We start from the raw sequence: 19632 nt of genomic DNA on the forward strand, positions 1-19632 counted from the left end.
GTCAAAATAGATTATACACTGCCATCTTCAGTAAATAAAATTTATTGCCTAACCTATTCCGAACGTCCCTCACGCTGCATTAATTCAGTTATTGCCTTTTTAATATCACATCCCTGATACAGAACCTGATAAATTGCTTGAGTAATTGGCATATCAATTTGCTGCTGTTGAGCTAATTCATAGGCAGCCTTATTGGTAGTAATTCCTTCAATAACCATTCCCATATTTTCGATAACATCCGCTAAAGGTATTCCTTGACCCAATTGATTGCCTGCTCGCCAATTGCGAGAGTGGACACTTGTACAAGTAACAATAAGATCACCAACTCCTGAAAGCCCAATAAAGGTTTGCGATTTAGCTCCCATTGCGACTCCCAGGCGTGAGATTTCAGCTAGTCCACGTGTCATTAAAGCTGCTTTAGCATCATCACCATAACCCAAACCGTGTAAAGCCCCAGCTCCTAGAGCAATAATATTCTTAAAAGCGGCCCCTAACTCAACACCGACAATATCTTCATTGGTGTAAATACGGAAAAAGTCATTCATAAACATTTTTTGAACTGCTTTGGCAGCAGTTAAATCTGTTGATGCAGCTGTAATTAAAGTTATGTCTTGACGTGCAACTTCTTCTGCATGACTTGGGCCAGAAAAAGCAACAATTCCTGACCGGTTTTCAGCAGGAATCTCCTCCGTTATAATTTCAGAAATTCGCTTATGAGTCCCTAATTCAAGTCCTTTGCTAGCGTGGACAATTAGTGGTTGCTCATTGTTTTCTTGCAAAATTTTACCAATTTTTTGAGAAACAGTTCGAATCGCGACCGTTGGTATCACTAATAAAATAACTTGACGATCTTTAATTGCCGCAGCTAAATCATTTGTTGCTATCAATCGTTCGTCATACTTTAGTTCCGGTAAGTAGTGACGATTAGTGTGTTGTTGATTTAATTCAGCTACTTGCTTTTCTTCACGGGTCCAAATTTTAACATCTAAACCGTTTTTCACTAAAACATTAGCTAACACACTACCCCAAGAACCTGCACCAATAACGGCCACTTTACTAATCTTCAAAAAAGTCACTCCTCAATTTTTTCATCATATTCTGTTACGCCATCAAGATACCAAGGTGCCAACGGATGCCAATAGCGTCGATGTAACAACCAAGCAATTGCTCCAATAAACAAAACAACTGATAGCCACTGAGATACCCGTAAAGATCCCAACATCAAACTATCCGTTCTCATTCCTTCGACAAAGAAACGTCCAAAAGAATACCAGATTACGTAACCAAAGAAAACCTCACCGCGTTTAAATAATTTTGGACGGTGACGTAAGCTCATTAAAACAACAAAACCAGCTATATCCCAAAGCGATTCATATAAGAATGTCGGTTGATAATAAACACCTCTAATTCGCATTTGTTGAATAATGAAATCTGGTAAATGTAATTTTTGTAAAAAAGCTAAGGTTGTCGGCCGACCATGCGCCTCTTGGTTCATAAAATTGCCCCAACGACCGATTCCTTGGGCCATAATTACTGTTGGGGCCACCACATCCAGTAAAAGCCACTCTGGAATCTGCCGATAATGACAAAAAACCGAAATTACAATAATCGCTCCAATTAAACAACCATAGATTGCTATCCCACCATCCCAAATTTGATAAATCTGATCTAAATGCTGGGCATAGTATGACCATTGAAACACCACATAATAGATTCGAGCTGAAATAATTGAAAATGGCAAAGCCCATAAAATTAAATCATAAAAATCGTCTTCTTTAAGACCGCGCCTTTTTCCTTCACGAACTGACAAATAAACTGCCAGAACCACTCCAGTAGCAATGATAATTCCGTACCAATGGACTTTAATTCCACCTAAATGAAAAGCAATTGGATTTAGTGCTGCTAAAAATGAGTTCAAAGCAAAATCTCCCTTACTGATTAGTTGAATTTTCTTGAATTAGATTATTCAAATTATTTTCAAATGCTTTGGTAGCATCGTATCCCATTGTTTTAGCGCGATAATTCATTGCTGCTGCTTCGATAATGATTGCCAAATTACGACCAATTTTAACTGGAACTGAAATTTTCGGAATATCTACATCGAAAATCTTCACTTTCTGTTCTCCACTGCCTAATCGATCAAACTGCTTGTCTTTGTTCCAATTTTCCAAATGAACAATCAATGAAATCTGTGTATCAGCTCGAACTGCCCCCGCACCAAACAAATTCATCACATCAATAATTCCAATTCCACGAATTTCTAGCAAATGCCGTAAAATTTGCGGAGCTTCTCCAACAATAGTCTGTTCATCTTTTTGATAAACTTCAACTCGATCATCAGCGATTAGCCGATGACCGCGCTTAATTAAATCAAGTGCTGTTTCAGATTTTCCAACCCCAGAATCACCAGTGATTAAAACACCCAACCCATAAATATCAACTAAAACACCATGTAAAGACTGGCGTTCAGCCAAACGTGATTCAAGAAAATCTGTCATTTTAGAAGATAGTCTAGTCGTTGGCAATTTTGAACGTAAAACTGGAATTTTGGCCGATTTTGCTGCCATATCAAGTTCTTCAGGTACTGGCAACAATCTTGAAATCACAAAACAAGGTGTCTGCTCGGGTTGACATAGCTGCTGCATAACTTGTTGCCTTTTAGCTGTTCCCATTTTCCTTGCATATGAAATTTCCGTCATTCCTAACAATTGAATTCTCTCTGCCGGATAATACGCAAAATAGCCTGTTAACTCCAACCCCGGTCGTGAAATATCACTCGTTGAAATTAAACGTTCATTTAAATATTTACCACCAGAAAAAACTATCATTCCTGTTGCTGCAACTAAATCAGCCACACTAACCGGACTGCTCACAAAAACCCCTCCCTTTCCAACCACGAATTTTAACTATTTAAAGCCCAAATGGTTGGTAATAACTAGATTAACAACACTCAAAATCAATGCCACAAAAAAAGCTGCCCCAAAACTTGAAAACTGGAAATTAGTTCCAATCAGCTTTGAAGTTAACTCTAGCATTAAGCCATTGATCACAAAATAAAAGAACCCTAAACTCATAATCGTAATTGGCAGTGACAACACGACCAAAATTGGCTTAACGATCATATTCAATAATCCTAAAACAGCCGCAGCAATTAACGAAACCCAGATACTTGAAACATGAAAATACTGCGGTAAAAAACCAGCTGTTGCAATAAAAACTAAGGCATTAATAATGACTCTTTGCCAAAAGTACATAAAAAACCTCCAAATTAATTAATTTTTTAAATCTTTTTCACGAACATCGTGAATAACTTTCCGCTTTTTATCTGAATAATTTGTTTTTTGAGGAGACTCTTTTTTAAACAAACTTCGAATTAGTTCAAAGAAAAAACTGCTGAAAAATTTTTCACCTAATTTAGGCGGCATTGAAATTGCTAAAATCAAATAACAACTCACTACCAACCATGCTATGTGCGGAATTACTAATAACACTAAAAAAATTCCGCGGACAATCCATGGATTAAAATTCAAAAATTCTGCTAATCCACCACATACCCCAGCTATTAGGCGGCTATCTGAACGACGCAATTTTTTTCCTTTTAATTTCATATTTCATCCTCCTACTTTCAGCATTGTTCATCTAAAATTGTACATTTTGCCATTAAAATTAGCAAATTACCACTTTGAGATTTCAATTATCTATCTAATCTTCATTTCCAGGATTTAATTCAACAATTTCGCCTTTTTTTAAAAAGACCACCCACTCACAAACATTGGTTACATAATCACCGATGCGTTCTAAATAAGTTGCAACTAGTGTATAGTATGAGCCACTAACCACTGCTTTTTGGTCAGCCTGCATTTTAGTTAAACAAAGTTGCTTAATTTTAGCTAATTCTTGATCCAGAAAAAGATCCCGTTGTGCTATTTGGTAAGCGTGTTTCAAATTGCGTTTTATATACGCATCTAAAACATCTGCTACCATCTGTGAGGCATACTCTCCCATTTTAGCAATTTCAATTTCAATTGCAGGGATTCGATGAGTTCCTTTCATTTTAATTGTTGCATGGGCTAGGCTAACTGCATGGTCAGCAATCCTTTCGATGTCTGAGCTAGCTTTTAAAACAGTGATTACATCACGCAAATCCGAGGTAACTGGTTGGTACAAAGCTATGATTTCCAAAGTCATTTTTTCTAATTGGTTTTCACATTGATTAATAGCTTGATCATTTTGAATAACCATTTTAGCCAATTCTTGATCATGATCAACAAAGGCTTTTACTGTTCGAAAAATAGCTTCATTAACGAGCATTCCCATTTCAGCAAAACGAACATGTAATTGGACTAATTCTTTATCAAATGTTTCTCGCAATCAGTTCACCCCCCTGGCTTTGACAATCGTTTAAGTTAGTCTTGATTTTATACTTTAATTAAATTGGACGCAATTAAATTTCGTTTAAGAATTAAGTTTTTTAGTCAAATAGTGATCAGTCGCAGCTTGTTGCGGACGAGTAAATAATCTGCGTGTCGGGCCAAACTCAACTAATTTTCCATGTTGTAAAAAAACTGTTTCATCAGCAATCCGCGCGGCTTGTTGTAAATTATGTGTAACGATGACAATTGTTAAATGATCCCTCAACTCTAGAAGAATTTTTTCAAACTGCAGTGTTGCTGCGGAATCTAACAAAGCTGTCGGTTCATCAAGCAGCAAGATCCGCGGTTTAACTAATAATGCTCTTGCCAAACAAAATTCCTGCTGTTCTTTGAGGTTCAGTTCGAACTTTTTTTGGACCAATTTGTCCTTTAACTTTTCCCATAGATGAACTTGACGCAAGCTTTGTTCAATTGCTATAGTCAATTCATCCCGACTAAGCCGTGAGGTAAATCGGGGGGCAATCGTTAAATTTTCTTTTAAGGTCATTGGAAAAATCAGAGGCTGAGTCAATAGCATGCCAATGTTCATGCGCAACTGGTAGCAGTCAATTTGTGATTCATAAATATTAATTCCGTCAAACAAAACTTGTCCACTAGTTGTTAATTGACGGGGGTTCAATCGATTGAAAGCTTGTAATAATGTCGTTTTTCCTGAACCTGACGGGCCAATCACAGCCGTTATAGCCTTCGACTGAAGCTCAAGATTAATATTACTTAAAATTGGTTGCTTGGCTCGAACACTTAAATGCTCAGTTTTTAAAATTGCCTCATTCATTAAATGGTCCCCGAAATTTTCTTTCTTCTATTGTTTTTTGTTGTAACCATAACCAACCGTAAACAGCTGTGTCAAATAAAATAATTATTAAAATTAATAATGCTGCTGAACCAGTCGAAATTTGCAATGTCTGAGGAATTGTTCCTTCAGCATTGATTTTCCAAATATGTACAGCTAAAGTTTCAGCTGAGCGAAAAGGGCTTAAAGGACTCCCTGTACTTAAAATATTCCAATTAGACCAGTCAAGTGCTATTGCACTCTGACCAGCTGTGTAAATTAGTGCTGCTGTTTCACCTATAATTCGTCCTGCACTCAAAACAATTCCCGTCAACAGCGCTGGGCGAACTTGCGGAATAATAATTTTTCGCAAACAATCCCAATTTGACAATCCCAAAGCCAATCCTGCCGTTTGTAAACGTTGATCAGCAGAACGTAGTGCATTTTCACTTGTACTAGTTAGCAATGGTAAATTTAAAATTGTCAGCGTTAGACTACCTGATAGAATTGAAAAGCCCAATTGCAGTTTAACTACAAAAACTAAAAAACCAACCAATCCAATCACAATTGTTGGCAATGAACTTAAAATTTCCAACATTGTCCGAATCATTTTAGTAAACCAATTTTGCTGTGCATATTGAAATAACCAGATTGCAGTTCCAAATGCTAACGGCCACGAAATTAATAAAGTTAGAACTAGTATGTATAAAGTATTGAATAATTGAACTCCAACGCCGCCACCGGTTAAATAGTTACTACTGGCTGTAAAAAAATGCCAGTTCAACTGCGGCAGACCTAGGCCAAAGATTAACAATAATAGACCACAAATAATGGCTAAGACACTCACTGTCATCAAATAAACCCAAATCTTTATTATTTTTTCCCACCACGAAGTTAGCTTTATAACTGGTTTATTCAAAATCTTTTTTACCTCTAATCAAATAGTGTGTTAACAAATTAAATACCAGTGACATTAATAACAAAACCAGCGCTAACGACCAAAGGGCATTATTTTGACTGCTATTCAATGAAGTGTCGCCTAAATTAATTGTAATCACACTTGTTAATGTAGCAGCAGGTGAATTAAGTTTTATCGGCAATAAAGCAGCATTACCCACAACCATTTGAACTGCAACTGCCTCACCAAAGGCTTGTGCAAAACTAAAAACCAACGCTGTTTTCAAACGAGCGGTCGCTAACGGAAAAATTAATGTTCGCCAAATCTGAAACTTGGTTGCTCCTAAGGCTGTAGCACTAACTTGATATTTCCGTGGTACGGCAGCAAAAGCATCTGCTGTTAAAGTAATTAAAACTGGTAAAATCATCACTGCTAAAATTATTGCCGCCGCTAACCAACCATATCCTGTCCCGCCCAACAACTCACGTAGTAATGGAATCACTACAACAATTCCGACTAAACCATATACAACTGCTGGTATCCCAGCTAAAATTGACAAGCCACTGCGAAATAATTGCTGCCAATGCTTATGAGACAACTCTGTTATAAAAATTGCTGTTCCTAAAGCTAAAGGTCCGGCTAATAAAAGACTAACCGCTGACACAAGCAATGAACCATAAATCAATGGTAATGCGCCAAAACTGCCCCGTGCAGGTAGCCAGTGTACTCCAGTCAAAAAAGCCGTTAAACTAAATTGTTGTTTGCGAAACAGTGCAGTTCCTTGAAAAACTGTAAAGCCCAAAACGATTATCACCAGCAAAATAATCAGCATTGCTGCTAGTGACACAATAAAATGACCAACTTTTTCTCGCCTAGCTGCTATAGCTGGTTGAAATAAATCTGGCTGAGATTTCTTCATTAAAATCACCACCTCCTAATATAAGTTTTTGTAGACCTTTTTAAAAATTTTGCTATTATTTAACTGTTTCAATCGTTCCATATCGATTGCGAGCTACATTCATAGCAGAAACTGGAATAAAACCTAATTTAAGAATTATTTTTTTTACTTGGCTTGAGCCCAAATAATTGATGAAATCCCGAACCTTTTGACTTGGGTTTTGTCGCGTGTATAAATGCTCATATGACCAAAGTTTCCAGTGATTATCTTCCACATTAGCAACAGTCGGCTTAACTTCATCAATTTTCGGTGCGATAACTCCCGCTTGAACATAGGGAAAAGCAACATATGAGACTGCTCCTGCTGTTTCTTTGACAATTTGATAGGCCGTTCCAGATGAAGCTTGTTCTTGTGCTACCATGCTTGAATGATGTGCAAGAGCTAAAGTCTCAAAGTTCAATCGCGTACCGCTTCCTTCAGCTCGATTAATTACTGTAATCGGCAGTTTTTTACCGCCAACTTGCTGCCAATTAGTTATTTTCCCAGTAAAAATTTTTTGAACCTGCCTCATACTTAAATTATGAACTCCCGTTTTAGCATTGACAATCACTGCAATTCCACTGACTGCCAATTTGTGATCTTGCAATTTATGAACCTGTAGGCTGGCCTTTTTGGAAGCAAAAACATCTGAAGTTCCAATATCGATTGCTCTTTCAGCAACTTGGCTCAAACCGGTTTCTGAACCACCACCTTGTACATTGACATAACTATTTGGTCGTTGTTGCCGGTACTTTGCTGCCGCCATTTCGATAATCGGCTGAATCGCTGTTGAACCGGCAACCGTCAACGACTCCTGGTTTAATTGCTGACAACCGCTTAAAAAGAATATTAGCAAAACACTGGGCACAAGAAACACCACTCGTTTAAACTTTTTCACGACTATCCTCTCGCTTTCCGAACCCAACTAAGGGAAGAATAATTGTGAATTCAGAGCCAACTCCAACTTGACTAGTAACTTTAATTTTTCCCTTCATCGCTGCCACATATTCCTTAACAACTGCCAAGCCTAACCCTGTTCCCCCAGTTTGACGTGAACGAGAATTTTCAATTCGGAAAAAACGTTCGAAAACTCGTTCTTGTTGGTCCTGCGGAATGCCCCAACCATTGTCACGGACAATCAACTGCCAGTTTTGTGACGTTTGCTGGCAAGATATCCATACTTCACCACCAACATCATTGTATTTAATCGCATTTTGTAATAAATTGTTAATCACATGCCGAAGTTTGTGGTCATCACTATCAACAATAAAATCAGCCGGAACTTTATTATGAACTTGAATTTCTTTCTTTTTGATTTCTGGTTGAAAACTTTGTAAAACTTCAGCTAGATAAGTCTGCAATCTAATTTTTTTTAATTTTAAAGTTGTATTGGTTGAAATTCTTGCTAGGGATAAAATATCTTCTACCAAAGCCGTTAATTTCAAACTCTCCTGTTGAATAATTTTTAAAAATTGCGGTAATGCTACTTGGTCATTCATAGCTCCATTTAGTAAGGTTTCACTAAAACCTGTAATGGCAGTGATTGGTGTTTTTAATTCATGACTAACATTGCTAACAAAATCCAACTGCATTTGTTCAATTTCTTTTAATTCAGTTAAATCATACAATAAAACCATAACCAGAAAATGGTGTTGACTAACTGGTACAAAAACACTATGTGCATCAACTATTTTAGCATTAAATTCTAATTTCAATTCAGTATGTTGATCTTTTTTTGTCTGAAAAGTTGTTTCAATCAAATGACTCAAATCATAGTTTCGTAATTCATCGGCATATAAGTGTCCTTTCAAATTCATCTCGCGACCCATTAAATCACTCATTGCATGATTACTGAGATAAATCTTTTGATCCTGATCTAGCACCATTACACCAATCGTTAAATACTCAATTAATGAAAAATACCCCCGCTGCTGGGTTAAATAATGTTTAAAAATATCTCGTTGCAAGCTTTGCACTTGATTAATTGACTGCGCTAATTCAAAGTATGGATCACTTGGAGCTAACAACAAATGTTGTGGTTTTTCACCTGCAATGATTGCTCGCAATTTTTCGCTCAACAACAATATTTTTTCTTGTCGTTTTTTTTGTTGCCAATAACGATAACTAGTATCTAACAAACTAAAAAAAAGGCTGCTAAAAACTAACAATAGCCATTTTTTTGATCCGAACAATTCACTGGCTGGCAAATTATTCAAGCTAATAAATAGACCAAAAGTAATTAACAAAACTGTAAAAATTATTGCAAAATCAACCACAACATTTTTTATAATTTTATTCAGCTTTACCTTCAAAACGATAACCAAACCCCCTGACTGTTTCAATATATTGCGGTTGATGAGGATCGTTTTCAATTTTTTCACGTAAATGACTGACATGCATGTCAACCATCCGGGTTTGCCCAACGTAATCAAAACCCCAAACTCCATTCAAAAGTTTATCTCGACTCAAAACTCGCTGAGGACGTTTAACAAAATAAGCTAATAGCTCAAACTCTTTTGGAGTAAGTTTAACTTTTTTCCCAGCACGTATTACCGAATAGTTAGTTAAATCAATTGTAAAGTCAGGAAAATGGTAAATCTCTTGTGGTTCTTTTGCTGAATTTATTGCTAATTCTTCATCTACTGTATCGGTAGTTCGCCGAGCGATTGCTTTAATTCTAGCCAAAACTTCTCGTGGTGAAAAAGGTTTTGTTAAATAATCATCCGCGCCCAACTCTAGACCAATAACCTTATCATATTCTTCACCCTTGGCAGTTAAAATCATAATTGGAGTTTTAATTTTTTCTTGTCGTAAACGTTTAGTAACTTCTAAGCCATCCAACTTGGGCAACATCAAATCCAACAAAATAAAATCATATTGATCAGTTATGGCTTCATCAAAAGCTTTTTGTCCATCCATTGCCACTGTTACTTGATAGCCCGCCGTTTCCAAATTATATTTCAATAAAGTAACAATTGCCATTTCATCATCGACTACTAGAATTTTTTTCAAAAGAGTACCTCCATTTTTAATGAAAGATTACTAGACCAATTTCATGAGGCGAATCTGCATAAATGGCTCCTTGAGCTAATTTTAATTCACCAGCATAGTTGCGAATTTTAAAGCGACAAAAAGTGGCATCTGTTTTTAAAGCCGCATAAAATTCTGTTTCATTATGGACCTCTCGACCATTACAGATTAAGATCTCATCTCCTGGCTGAATTTTCATTTTAGCTGCCGGAGTATTTGGCTGAACAGCAATTACTCGAACGCCATCGTGAGTCTCCACATACCAATTACTTTCCCGCTGTTCAAACTTTCGCTTAAACCATAAAATAACCAACGTCAGTAACAATAACAACATAACAATTAATTCAAATTTAGTTGGAAAAAGCCAGCACAGAATTGAGCCCGCAAAAAAAATCAGCACTAAGCTCAACAAACTGATCTTTTCAAACCGACAAGCTGCTTGAGCTGATTGGCGCCAAAACTTAAAACCACTACTAATAATAAGTGGTAACACAAATACTTGAAAAGGCTGATTAGCGATTGTTATCAAAAACCACCCCGGAAAAAAATTTGTCAAGTTATTACTTGGTACTAAACAAACTAATGGTACTAAAGCTAAATCTTGCCATGAATAGTAAACTAATCGACGACCCCGTTTTCCCCTTTTAATTGCTGGTGTAACCTCTAAGGGTTGGTATCGCTGTAACATTATCAGTTTTCCTAACAGTAATAAACCGGCAATAAACAGCAATGCAGCCCCACTAGTTATCAATTCCAGATGATTAATTGTTAGCGATTGACTAATTACTTTTGGTAGCCGTTCAGCTGTTCTAAGTGAAATCCAACTAGCACCCATTAAGCTCAACAAACTAATCCACCAAAAAAAGAAACTATCAATTTTGAAAAAAGGATAGACCAATAATCCAATCCCCATCAAGATTTGATAAAGAATGATCCACTGCCATGGTAGCATGACTCCGACAAGACTGGTAAGTAAACTTCCACCAATTCCTAAGATTAAAAAATTCTTAATAAAATGTCTGCCCTCAAAAAAGTCACGATTAATTGCTACACGAAATTGTTTCCGTTCAAAAGAAATTCTTCTTGCATATGTAACACCAGTAATTAGAATTGCTAACCAGACTAATGGTTGCAACAAAAATTTTTCTATTGTTTCAAATACCATTATTTGGACACCTTTCTTAATAATGATTCAATACTTTCAGTATAGCAATTCTGATTTAAGAGTACAAAAAAATTAGAATAAACCTATAACCAAGCAAGCATTCCCAACAGTCTCACAAAAAGCCAAATTAGATCATTATATGCTGAGTTAACAGAAAAAATTTCCAGACAAAAACTCTGATCATCAATAATATACAAAAAGGAGTGGATTTCTCCACTCCATAAAAATCTAAGCTTTTGGGGTCACAATAATTTAACCCGTCTTTTTCATTTATTTTAAATTCTTTAGCAGCTAAATTTTTAAAAACCGACGCATTGAAATAGCTGAACCCAACGCTCCAATTACAATTCCAATCACAATCAATAGTAAATCAATCTGAAATAAAAATGCTGCTGGTGTCAATAATTGATACCCTGTGCTGGCCAGTGACGCCGTTAAAACTCGATAGAGCCAAACATAGCCAAAATCAACAATCACAATTGGCACCAAGGCACCAAACATTCCCGTCCAAGCACCTTCCAAAATAAATGGCCAACGAATAAAACCATTCGTAGCTCCAACCAATCGCATAATTGCAATTTCATTTTTGCGTGATAAAATTGTAATTCGAATTGTATTTGAAATTAGGAAAACCGCTACAAACAAAAGCAATAAACTAATTCCAACACCCCAAGTTCGAATACTATCAACTACATGAAATAGCTTTTTGGCTGAAGCTCCGCCATATTTCGCTGTATAGACAAATTTCATTTGCTCAGCTTTTTTGGCAACTTTTACTGTTTGTTCAGGTCGTTTGGTTTTAACCACATAAACATCATTTAATGGATTATCATCCCCACTGAAAAGTTTAAATTCCTTACCATAGCTGCCAATAACGTTTTTCAGTTCTTGTTTTTTGCTTGAATAACGAATACTTTTAACTTCACTTAAATCAGCTAATTTTTGGTGCAACTGTTCTTGCTGCTTTTTAGTTGTTCCTCGATTAATTAAAACCCTAACTTGAACATCATTTTCAATATCTGAGGCCACTTTATCAATATTCAATAAAATCGACAAAAGTACTCCTACCAGCAAAAGAGTCACCGCAACTGCGCTAATAGCAGCTGCGGTCATCCAACCATTTCGTTTAAGACTTTTAAAACTCTCTTTTAAATGTCGTTTGAGTGTCAGACTATTCATCTTTTGAAAAGCCCCCCTTACGCTGATCACGAATAATGTGACCAGCTTCAATTTCAATTACTCGATGTTTCCGCTGATTAACAATCCCACTATTATGAGTAGCCATTACAATAGTCGTTCCTTGCTGATTAATTTCTTCTAAAATATCCATAATACCGCCAGCTGTATCAGGATCAAGGTTTCCAGTCGGTTCATCAGCAATTACAATTCCAGGTTGATTAGCAATAGCTCGAGCAATCGCTATTCGCTGCTGCTCCCCACCAGATAGTTCATCTGGAAATGCTGCTGCTTTATCAGCCAATCCAACCAGATCAAGCACCCGCTTTACGCGCTGTTTAATTTCTTCTGGCTTTTTTTCAATAACCTGCAGAGCATAAGCCACATTCTCAAAAACTGTCATTTTCGGTAACAATTTAAAATCCTGAAATACAATTCCTAATTCACGTCGCAAATAAGGAATTTCATGGCCTTTAATTTTATCCAGTTCAAATTCATTGATTTTAATTTGACCCGAAGTTGGTTGCTCCTCACGATACATCATTTTAATAAAAGTTGACTTGCCTGCACCGCTAGGGCCAACCACATAAACAAACTCTCCTTGATCGATCTTAACGCTTAGATCACTCGCAGCTTCAATATCATTGGTATAATTTTTAAATACGTGCTTAAATTCAATCACCGGAATTCCTCCTTAAATCAACTACACACACCAGATAATTATAACATTCTATATTGTTTAATTATTTCAACTAAATTACAAATTAATGTCATTTAGTTTCAGTCTGGGTTTTGTGCACTTAGTTTCGATTGTAAATAAGCGTTGATGAACCCATCCAAATCACCATCCATCACTGACTGGATATTTCCAGTTTCGTATCCTGTACGATGATCCTTAACCATTGAATAAGGATGAAAAACATAAGAACGAATTTGTGAACCCCATCCAATTTCGAGCTGTTGCCCCTGGATTGCTGCCTTTTTTTTCGCTTGTTCTTCTAATTTTAATTGATAAAGACGTGCTCGCAACATACTCTCGGCTGTTGCCCGATTTTGAAACTGGGAACGCTGTGCTTGACTGGAAACAACAATTCCAGTAGGAATATGAATCAAACGAACTGCAGAAGACGTTTTATTGATATGCTGCCCACCCGCACCACTAGAACGAAAAACTTCCATTTTAATGTCTTCAGGTCGCAATTCAATTTCAACACTGTCGTCTAACTCAGGCATCACGTTCACCGAAGCAAAGGAGGTATGGCGTCGTCCAGCTGCATCAAACGGTGAAATTCGAACTAAACGATGCACGCCTTTTTCACTACGTAGATAGCCATAAGCGTTTTTCCCACTAAATTGTAGAGTTACGCTCTTAAGACCAGCTTCTTCTCCCGCTAAATAATCCAAAACCTCCACTTTAAAGTGGTGTTGTTGTCCCCAACGGTCATACATTCTCAATAACATTGAACCCCAATCTTGCGATTCGGTTCCACCAGCACCTGGATGAATTTCTAATAAAGCATTATGTGAATCATATTTCCCATTCAACAATAATTCTAGTTGATATGCTTGCAATTTTTGCTGAACAATTGTCAACTTGTTATTTAATTCTGTTTGCGTTTCTTGATCTGTTGGGTCTTCTTTTAATAATTCAGTCAGAATTTCTAATTCGTCAACCGCATCACTCAAAACTTTAAAATTATCAAATTTAGTCTTTAATATATTAGTTTCATCAATAACTTTTTGAGCAGCACTCTGATCATTCCAAAAATCTGGGTCAGCCATTTGAGCTTCATTCTCAGAAATCTTTTCATTCAAGGCCTCTAAGTCAAAGAGACCCCCTAAAGTCTTGGACTTTTCGTTTCATATTCTCAATCATTTTTTTTGCTTCACTAATTTCCATTTTTAAATCCCTCACTTACTTATCATTAGCTAATCAACAGAATAAATGCCGTTCGATTCAATATACAAATCAAGCGGCATTTTACTTTATTAACGATGAATATCTTGCCGAATTTCAGCCTTTAAAAACAGACGTGTTACATCGTATTCAATATCACCAATCATTTGTTCAAACATTCTAAAACCATCAGTTTGATATTCAACTAATGGATTTAACTGACCATAGCCCCGTAAACCAATCGATTGACGCAATTGATCCATTTCATCGATATGATCCATCCACCGTGAGTCAACTACTCGTAAAATGACAACTTTTTCAAATTCCAGCATTTGAGCAGCATCGTAAAGCTGTTTTTCTTTCAAACGATAATTTGATTCAGCACGGTCCATCAAATAATTAATGATTTCCTCAGATTTTTTACCAGTTAAATCATTCACTGCTATACTATCCTCATTAACCATCGCAGCAATTGCAAAATCAATAATCGCTTGTAAATTCCAATCTTTTTGCTCACCTTGGGTGTGCATTTGAACAATATGTTCAACGGTTCGTTTAACCATCGGCATAATTACCGATTTTAATGATTCATCTTCCATAATTACTTGCTGTCTTTGCGAGTAAATTACTTCACGTTGTTCACGCATAACATCATCGTATTGCAGAACCTGCTTACGTGTATCATAATTATTACCTTCAACTCGCTTCTGAGCTGATTCAACTTGCCTGCTAATCATTTTACTTTGAATGACCGCATCTTCATCTGCTACTTTGAATCGTTCCAATAAAGCTTTAACTCGCTCTGAACCAAAACGCAACATTAGATCGTCTTCTAAAGAAAGATAGAACTGTGTAACTCCTGGATCGCCCTGACGACCAGAACGGCCACGTAACTGATTGTCAATTCGGCGTGATTCATGTCGTTCAGTACCAATAACTGCCAAACCACCAACCTCGCGCACTCCTGGTCCTAATTTAATGTCCGTTCCTCGGCCCGCCATATTAGTCGCAATTGTAACCGCACCACGTTGGCCAGCATTCATAATAATTTCTGCTTCTTTTGCATGATTCTTAGCATTTAAAACTGAATGTGCAATACCAGCTTGATCCAATAACTTGGCTAATAATTCTGAAGTTTCAACTGCCACTGTTCCCACCAGAATCGGTTGACCTTTTTCATGACGTTGTTGAATATCTTCTACAACAGCCTTAAATTTACTTTTAAGCGTTGGATACAATAAATCAGGCCGATCATCACGAATCACTGGTTTATTCGTTGGAATTGTGGTGACTTCCATATTATAAATTTCGCGGAATTCTTCATCTTCTGTTTTAGCTGTTCCGGTCATTCCAGCGATTTTCTTATACATCCGAAAATAGTTCTGATAGGTGATATTCGCCATGGTTTTGGTTTCTTGTTGAATCTCAACTCGTTCCTTAGCTTCAATAGCTTGGTGTAGTCCATCAGAATAACGACGACCTTCCATAATCCGACCAGTAAACTGATCAACAATCATTACTTCTCCATCTGAGACCACATAATCTTTATCACGCAACATAATAAAGTTTGCTCGCAAAGCATTGTCCAAATGATGGGTCAAAGCAGTATTATCAGGATCGTATAGATTAGCTAAGCCAAAATATTTTTCAGCTTTGCGGATTCCTTGCTCAGTTAAAGCAACCGATTTTGACTCTAAGTCAATTTTATAATCCTTCTTTTCGGTCAAAGTTTTAGCAAAACGATCAGTTCGAATATACAAAGCAGTTGTCGGTTCAGCTTGACCCGAAATAATCAAAGGAGTCCTTGCTTCATCAATCAAAATTGAATCAACCTCATCAACAACCACAAAATTCAATGGTCGTTGAACCATATCTTCACGATAAACAACCATGTTATCACGTAAATAATCAAATCCTAACTCACTGTTAGTCGAATATGTTATATCGCAGTTATAGGCCTCTCGTTTTTCATCGGACGATTTACTAGCAATGTTTAACCCAACAGTCAAACCTAACCAAGTATATAATTCGCCCATCTCGGTTGCATCACGCTGAGCTAAATATTCATTAACCGTAACTACATGAACTCCTTTACCAGCCAGCGCATTTAAATAAACCGGCATTGTAGCTGTTAAAGTTTTTCCTTCACCAGTTTTCATTTCAGCAATATTACCTTCATGCAAAACTACTCCACCGTAAATCTGGACTCTAAACGGATATAAGCCTAAAACCCGTTTGGCACCTTCACGTACAACCGCAAACGCTTCAGGTAATAAATCATCTAGTGTTTCTCCGGCTTGGTAACGTTTTTTTAACGCTGGTGTTTGTGCTTTTAATTCTTCATCACTCAAAGCTGCCATTTTTTCAGCATGAGTTTCAACTTTGTCAGCAATTTTTGCTAACCTTTTAATTTCTCTTTTGTCGCTTTCAACCCATTTTCTAAGGACATTTACCATGTCTGTTTTCCTTTCTTAAATCACAATTCCAAATTAAATTTAAAACTATTATACAATAGAGAGTACACCATTGTCATTTTATCATTGATTACTAGTTTTTCAAATTCAGCGATAAAAAAACAAGCGATCTTAACCGCTTGTTAAAAAACAAATTTAAGTTAATGGAAAGCTACTAATCCTCACTAGCTTCAATCAAGCCATACCGGCCATCTTTACGTCGATAAACAATATTAATTCCATTAGTTTCAGCATCTTCGTAAATAAAGAAATTATGTCCAAGCATATCCATCTGTAAAACGGCTTCTTCACTATCCATCGGTTTCAACGAGAAACGTTTTGTTCTTACAATATCAAATTTATTATCTGTTTTTGGAGTTGCTGTTTTATCAGCTGCTGACTCAACAGCACTTAAACCCTTAAAACCCTTTTCGCGAGATTTGCGATTAATTTTTGTCTTATATTTGCGAATTTGGCGTTCAAGTTTATCAGTCACCAAATCGGCACTCGCATACATATCGGGTGAGGTTTCTTCAGCACGCAGTACCAAATATGGAAGTGGAATCGTTACTTCTACTTTGGAAGTTTTATCTGAGTACACTTTTAAATTAACGTGTGCCGTCGAATTCGAAGTATCTTCAAAATATTTTTCCAACTTATTTAACTTCTTTTGAATATAATCTCGAATTGCAGCCGTAACTTCGATATTTTCACCACGAATACTGTATTTTAACATAACAAACCTCTCCTTTCACAACTAGCATTGATAAATTGACTTAACCTTTTTATCTTGCCATCTTTATTATATAAGAAAAACTGATATTTAACAATCAATATCCCCAAATTCATCTGGCTAAAGTAAGCGATTTAACTTTTATTGCTCCAGCTGTCAACAAAACTTCACGAGCATGATAAAGAGTTCTTCCGGTTGTATAAACATCATCGATTAATAAAATCTTTTCTCCGTTTAATTGGACAGTTGCTTTCAGTTCAAATGGCTGTGGCATGCTTAAACGCTCTTGCCGATTTTTACTTGATTGTGTTTCTTTTTCATATAAAGGTTTAACGCGTAAGATTGGCTGATATAAGAGCCTCTTTATTAAGCCTTCAACCTGATTAAATCCTCGACGTTGCCAGGTTATATCTGAAACGGGAATTGGCACTAGCCACCACCCTTGTTTAAAATAGTCTTTAGCAGTAGCTGTTAATTCTGATTGAAAATAGGAACGATATTGATAATTTCCTTGGAATTTGTAATTGAAAAAGTAATCTTTCATTGATTGATTATAACTATACAGTGCGCGATTATTTAACAATTTACCATCAATTTGTTGTTGCCATTTTTGGCAATCAAGACATAAGCTTTCATTTTTTTGTAGCCGGCCGCATCCTTGGCAAATAATCTGTCCGGCCAGGCTAATAAATTCAGCCAAACATCTCTCACAAAGTTTGACAGTTGGTATTGGTGACTGCCAGCTAAAGAACCACTGAAGTATTGATTTATTTGCCAGTTTACGTTGACACTTAGGACAGTTTATTGCCATGCAATTTTGCTCCTTCTCGGTTTAAAAATTTAATTTGTTTGATTGCTCTTTTCAAACTACGATTCATCATTGAACAGACAAAAATAACTTCACCTGTTGGATGTTGCTGACTTCGACCAGCTCGACCAGCTATTTGAACTAAAGCTTCTTGAGTAAACACTTGCTCATCTGCTCCAATTACCAAGACATTTACTTTTGGAAAAGTTACCCCTCGTTCTAAAATTGTTGTTGTGACCAACAATTGAAAAAAATCAGTTCGCATTTTTTGTACTTTTTCAATTCGCTGTGGATCAGCGGCAAAAACTGTAGCTAAATTTTTGACTGCTGTTAATTGTTGTAAACTAGTTTTTAATTGATCTAGCAAAGAAATTTCAGGTGCAAAAACCAAGATTGGCAAATCTAAAATTAACCATTTTTCTATTGATTTAATTACTTTGCTAGCTATCCTCTTTTGCTGCAGTTGCTTTTTCCAATTAGGCAAAAGCATAATTTGCGGCACTGGTAACAAGTGTCCATGAAAACGGAGCGGCAAATAACCTAATATTAATTTCCTTTGCTTAACTTGTTGCAGCATCTCAGCAGTCGGTGTCGCCGTCAACAGCAACAAACTACTATTTTCTTTTCGACAATTTTTTGTTGCCAATTGCAGCAATGGATTATCTTTAAAGGGAAAAGCATCAGCTTCGTCAATAATCAATAGATCAAAAGCAGCCCGGAACTTAAGGAGTTGATGCGTTGTACAAACTACTAATTGACTATAAAAATAATCTGTCTTTTTAGCTCCATGAAGTAAAATAATTGAAGTTCTTTGAAAAGCTCTCTGTAGCCGAGGATAAATTTCGTTACAAACATCAATTCGGGGAGCTGCCCAACAAACTCTTTCACGTCTTTCAATTGCAGCAGCAATCGCTGGAAACATGATCTCAGTTTTTCCAGCCCCAGTAACTGCCCAAAGCAAAAAATCCTTTTTTTGTTGTGCATAAAGTTTTAATTTCATTGCACATTTTTGTTGCAAAAATGATAGCTTACCAATCCAAGTCAAAGCGTTATTTTGAACTGGAAATAAATTCGGTTCGGCTATGGTGTATAATAAATCGCGAGATGTTACACGACCAAACTGAATACATTGAGGGCAGTATAAATCACCATTAGGCAAATGTGCTACAACTTTATTTGTCGTCTGATGGCAACGACAGCAAAAAATTTGTCGTTTATACAATTTAAGCGCTGGGTATTTAACTGCCTCGCTTGGTATGTCAGAAATATCATCGAGTGCACCTTTTACTATTCGGCCATAAAAGTTTTCTGGCTGCATTTAATCACTCCT

The 19632-nt window shown here is 36.6% G+C and carries 20 protein-coding genes; all 20 read right to left on the minus strand.

The features are described from left to right. Positions 1-53: 53 nt before the first annotated feature. Positions 54-1061, minus strand: coding sequence for an NAD(P)H-dependent glycerol-3-phosphate dehydrogenase (locus G6O73_RS07520; RefSeq protein ID WP_057886455.1), 1008 nt, complete (start codon positions 1059-1061; stop codon positions 54-56). Positions 1062-1072: 11 nt separating this feature from the next. After that, entirely contained in the window at positions 1073-1918 is an 846-nt protein-coding gene (gene lgt / locus G6O73_RS07525) for a prolipoprotein diacylglyceryl transferase (protein ID WP_057886418.1), read from the minus strand. 13 nt (positions 1919-1931) lie between these two features. Then, complete coding sequence (gene hprK, locus G6O73_RS07530) at positions 1932-2873, minus strand: HPr(Ser) kinase/phosphatase (RefSeq protein ID WP_057886419.1); 942 nt, start codon at positions 2871-2873, stop codon at positions 1932-1934. Between the two features lie 33 nt (positions 2874-2906). Beyond that, on the minus strand, positions 2907-3254 hold the full coding sequence (locus G6O73_RS07535) for a phage holin family protein (protein ID WP_057886420.1): 348 nt from the start codon (positions 3252-3254) through the stop codon (positions 2907-2909). Positions 3255-3272: 18 nt separating this feature from the next. Then, entirely contained in the window at positions 3273-3608 is a 336-nt protein-coding gene (locus G6O73_RS07540) for a PspC domain-containing protein (protein ID WP_057886421.1), read from the minus strand. Positions 3609-3702: 94 nt separating this feature from the next. Beyond that, a complete protein-coding gene (gene phoU, locus G6O73_RS07545; RefSeq protein WP_057886422.1) occupies positions 3703-4371 on the minus strand; it encodes a phosphate signaling complex protein PhoU in 669 nt (222 codons plus the stop codon). A gap of 84 nt (positions 4372-4455) precedes the next feature. Then, on the minus strand, positions 4456-5208 hold the full coding sequence (locus G6O73_RS07550) for a phosphate ABC transporter ATP-binding protein (RefSeq protein ID WP_057886423.1): 753 nt from the start codon (positions 5206-5208) through the stop codon (positions 4456-4458). Then, the gene (gene pstA, locus G6O73_RS07555; RefSeq protein ID WP_267473774.1) at positions 5201-6124 is read right to left on the minus strand and encodes a phosphate ABC transporter permease PstA; all 924 of its coding nucleotides are present in this window, start codon (positions 6122-6124) and stop codon (positions 5201-5203) included. The genes G6O73_RS07550 and pstA overlap by 8 nt, the downstream gene beginning before the upstream one ends. Continuing rightward, positions 6117-7022 (minus strand): phosphate ABC transporter permease subunit PstC, encoded by a 906-nt coding sequence (pstC, locus tag G6O73_RS07560; RefSeq protein ID WP_057886424.1) that lies wholly within the window; start codon positions 7020-7022, stop codon positions 6117-6119. Before pstC ends, pstA begins: the two co-directional genes overlap by 8 nt. 55 nt (positions 7023-7077) lie before the next feature. Beyond that, the gene (locus G6O73_RS07565; protein ID WP_228956595.1) at positions 7078-7938 is read right to left on the minus strand and encodes a phosphate ABC transporter substrate-binding protein; all 861 of its coding nucleotides are present in this window, start codon (positions 7936-7938) and stop codon (positions 7078-7080) included. Further along, positions 7925-9382 carry a two-component system histidine kinase PnpS gene (gene pnpS / locus G6O73_RS07570; protein ID WP_245002948.1) on the minus strand — a complete coding sequence of 486 codons (1458 nt, stop codon included), beginning with the start codon at positions 9380-9382 and terminating at the stop codon, positions 7925-7927. Before pnpS ends, G6O73_RS07565 begins: the two co-directional genes overlap by 14 nt. Continuing rightward, positions 9333-10052 (minus strand): response regulator transcription factor, encoded by a 720-nt coding sequence (locus tag G6O73_RS07575; RefSeq protein ID WP_057886426.1) that lies wholly within the window; start codon positions 10050-10052, stop codon positions 9333-9335. Before G6O73_RS07575 ends, pnpS begins: the two co-directional genes overlap by 50 nt. 16 nt (positions 10053-10068) lie before the next feature. Further along, entirely contained in the window at positions 10069-11235 is a 1167-nt protein-coding gene (locus G6O73_RS07580) for a PDZ domain-containing protein (RefSeq protein ID WP_057886427.1), read from the minus strand. A 291-nt stretch (positions 11236-11526) separates the two neighbouring features. Further along, positions 11527-12414: a permease-like cell division protein FtsX gene (ftsX, locus tag G6O73_RS07585; protein WP_057886428.1), complete on the minus strand. Its 888-nt coding sequence runs from the start codon at positions 12412-12414 to the stop codon at positions 11527-11529. Then, positions 12407-13093, minus strand: coding sequence for a cell division ATP-binding protein FtsE (gene ftsE / locus G6O73_RS07590; RefSeq protein ID WP_057886429.1), 687 nt, complete (start codon positions 13091-13093; stop codon positions 12407-12409). The genes ftsX and ftsE overlap by 8 nt, the downstream gene beginning before the upstream one ends. A 98-nt stretch (positions 13094-13191) precedes the next feature. Then, a protein-coding gene (gene prfB / locus G6O73_RS07595; RefSeq protein WP_187327512.1) for a peptide chain release factor 2 occupies positions 13192-14311 on the minus strand; the annotation gives its coding sequence in 2 pieces (ribosomal slippage) (positions 13192-14238 and positions 14240-14311; 1119 coding nt in all). Between the two features lie 89 nt (positions 14312-14400). Further along, positions 14401-16764 carry a preprotein translocase subunit SecA gene (gene secA, locus G6O73_RS07600; protein ID WP_057886430.1) on the minus strand — a complete coding sequence of 788 codons (2364 nt, stop codon included), beginning with the start codon at positions 16762-16764 and terminating at the stop codon, positions 14401-14403. Between the two features lie 172 nt (positions 16765-16936). Next, positions 16937-17497: a ribosome hibernation-promoting factor, HPF/YfiA family gene (gene hpf, locus G6O73_RS07605; RefSeq protein WP_057886431.1), complete on the minus strand. Its 561-nt coding sequence runs from the start codon at positions 17495-17497 to the stop codon at positions 16937-16939. Positions 17498-17606: 109 nt separating this feature from the next. After that, positions 17607-18305 carry a ComF family protein gene (locus G6O73_RS07610; RefSeq protein ID WP_057886432.1) on the minus strand — a complete coding sequence of 233 codons (699 nt, stop codon included), beginning with the start codon at positions 18303-18305 and terminating at the stop codon, positions 17607-17609. After that, positions 18286-19620 carry an ATP-dependent helicase ComFA gene (locus tag G6O73_RS07615; protein WP_057886433.1) on the minus strand — a complete coding sequence of 445 codons (1335 nt, stop codon included), beginning with the start codon at positions 19618-19620 and terminating at the stop codon, positions 18286-18288. Before G6O73_RS07615 ends, G6O73_RS07610 begins: the two co-directional genes overlap by 20 nt. Positions 19621-19632: the final 12 nt, after the last annotated feature.

It is taken from the genome of Liquorilactobacillus nagelii DSM 13675, from assembly GCF_019444005.1.
In the GTDB taxonomy this organism is placed as follows: domain Bacteria; phylum Bacillota; class Bacilli; order Lactobacillales; family Lactobacillaceae; genus Liquorilactobacillus; species Liquorilactobacillus nagelii.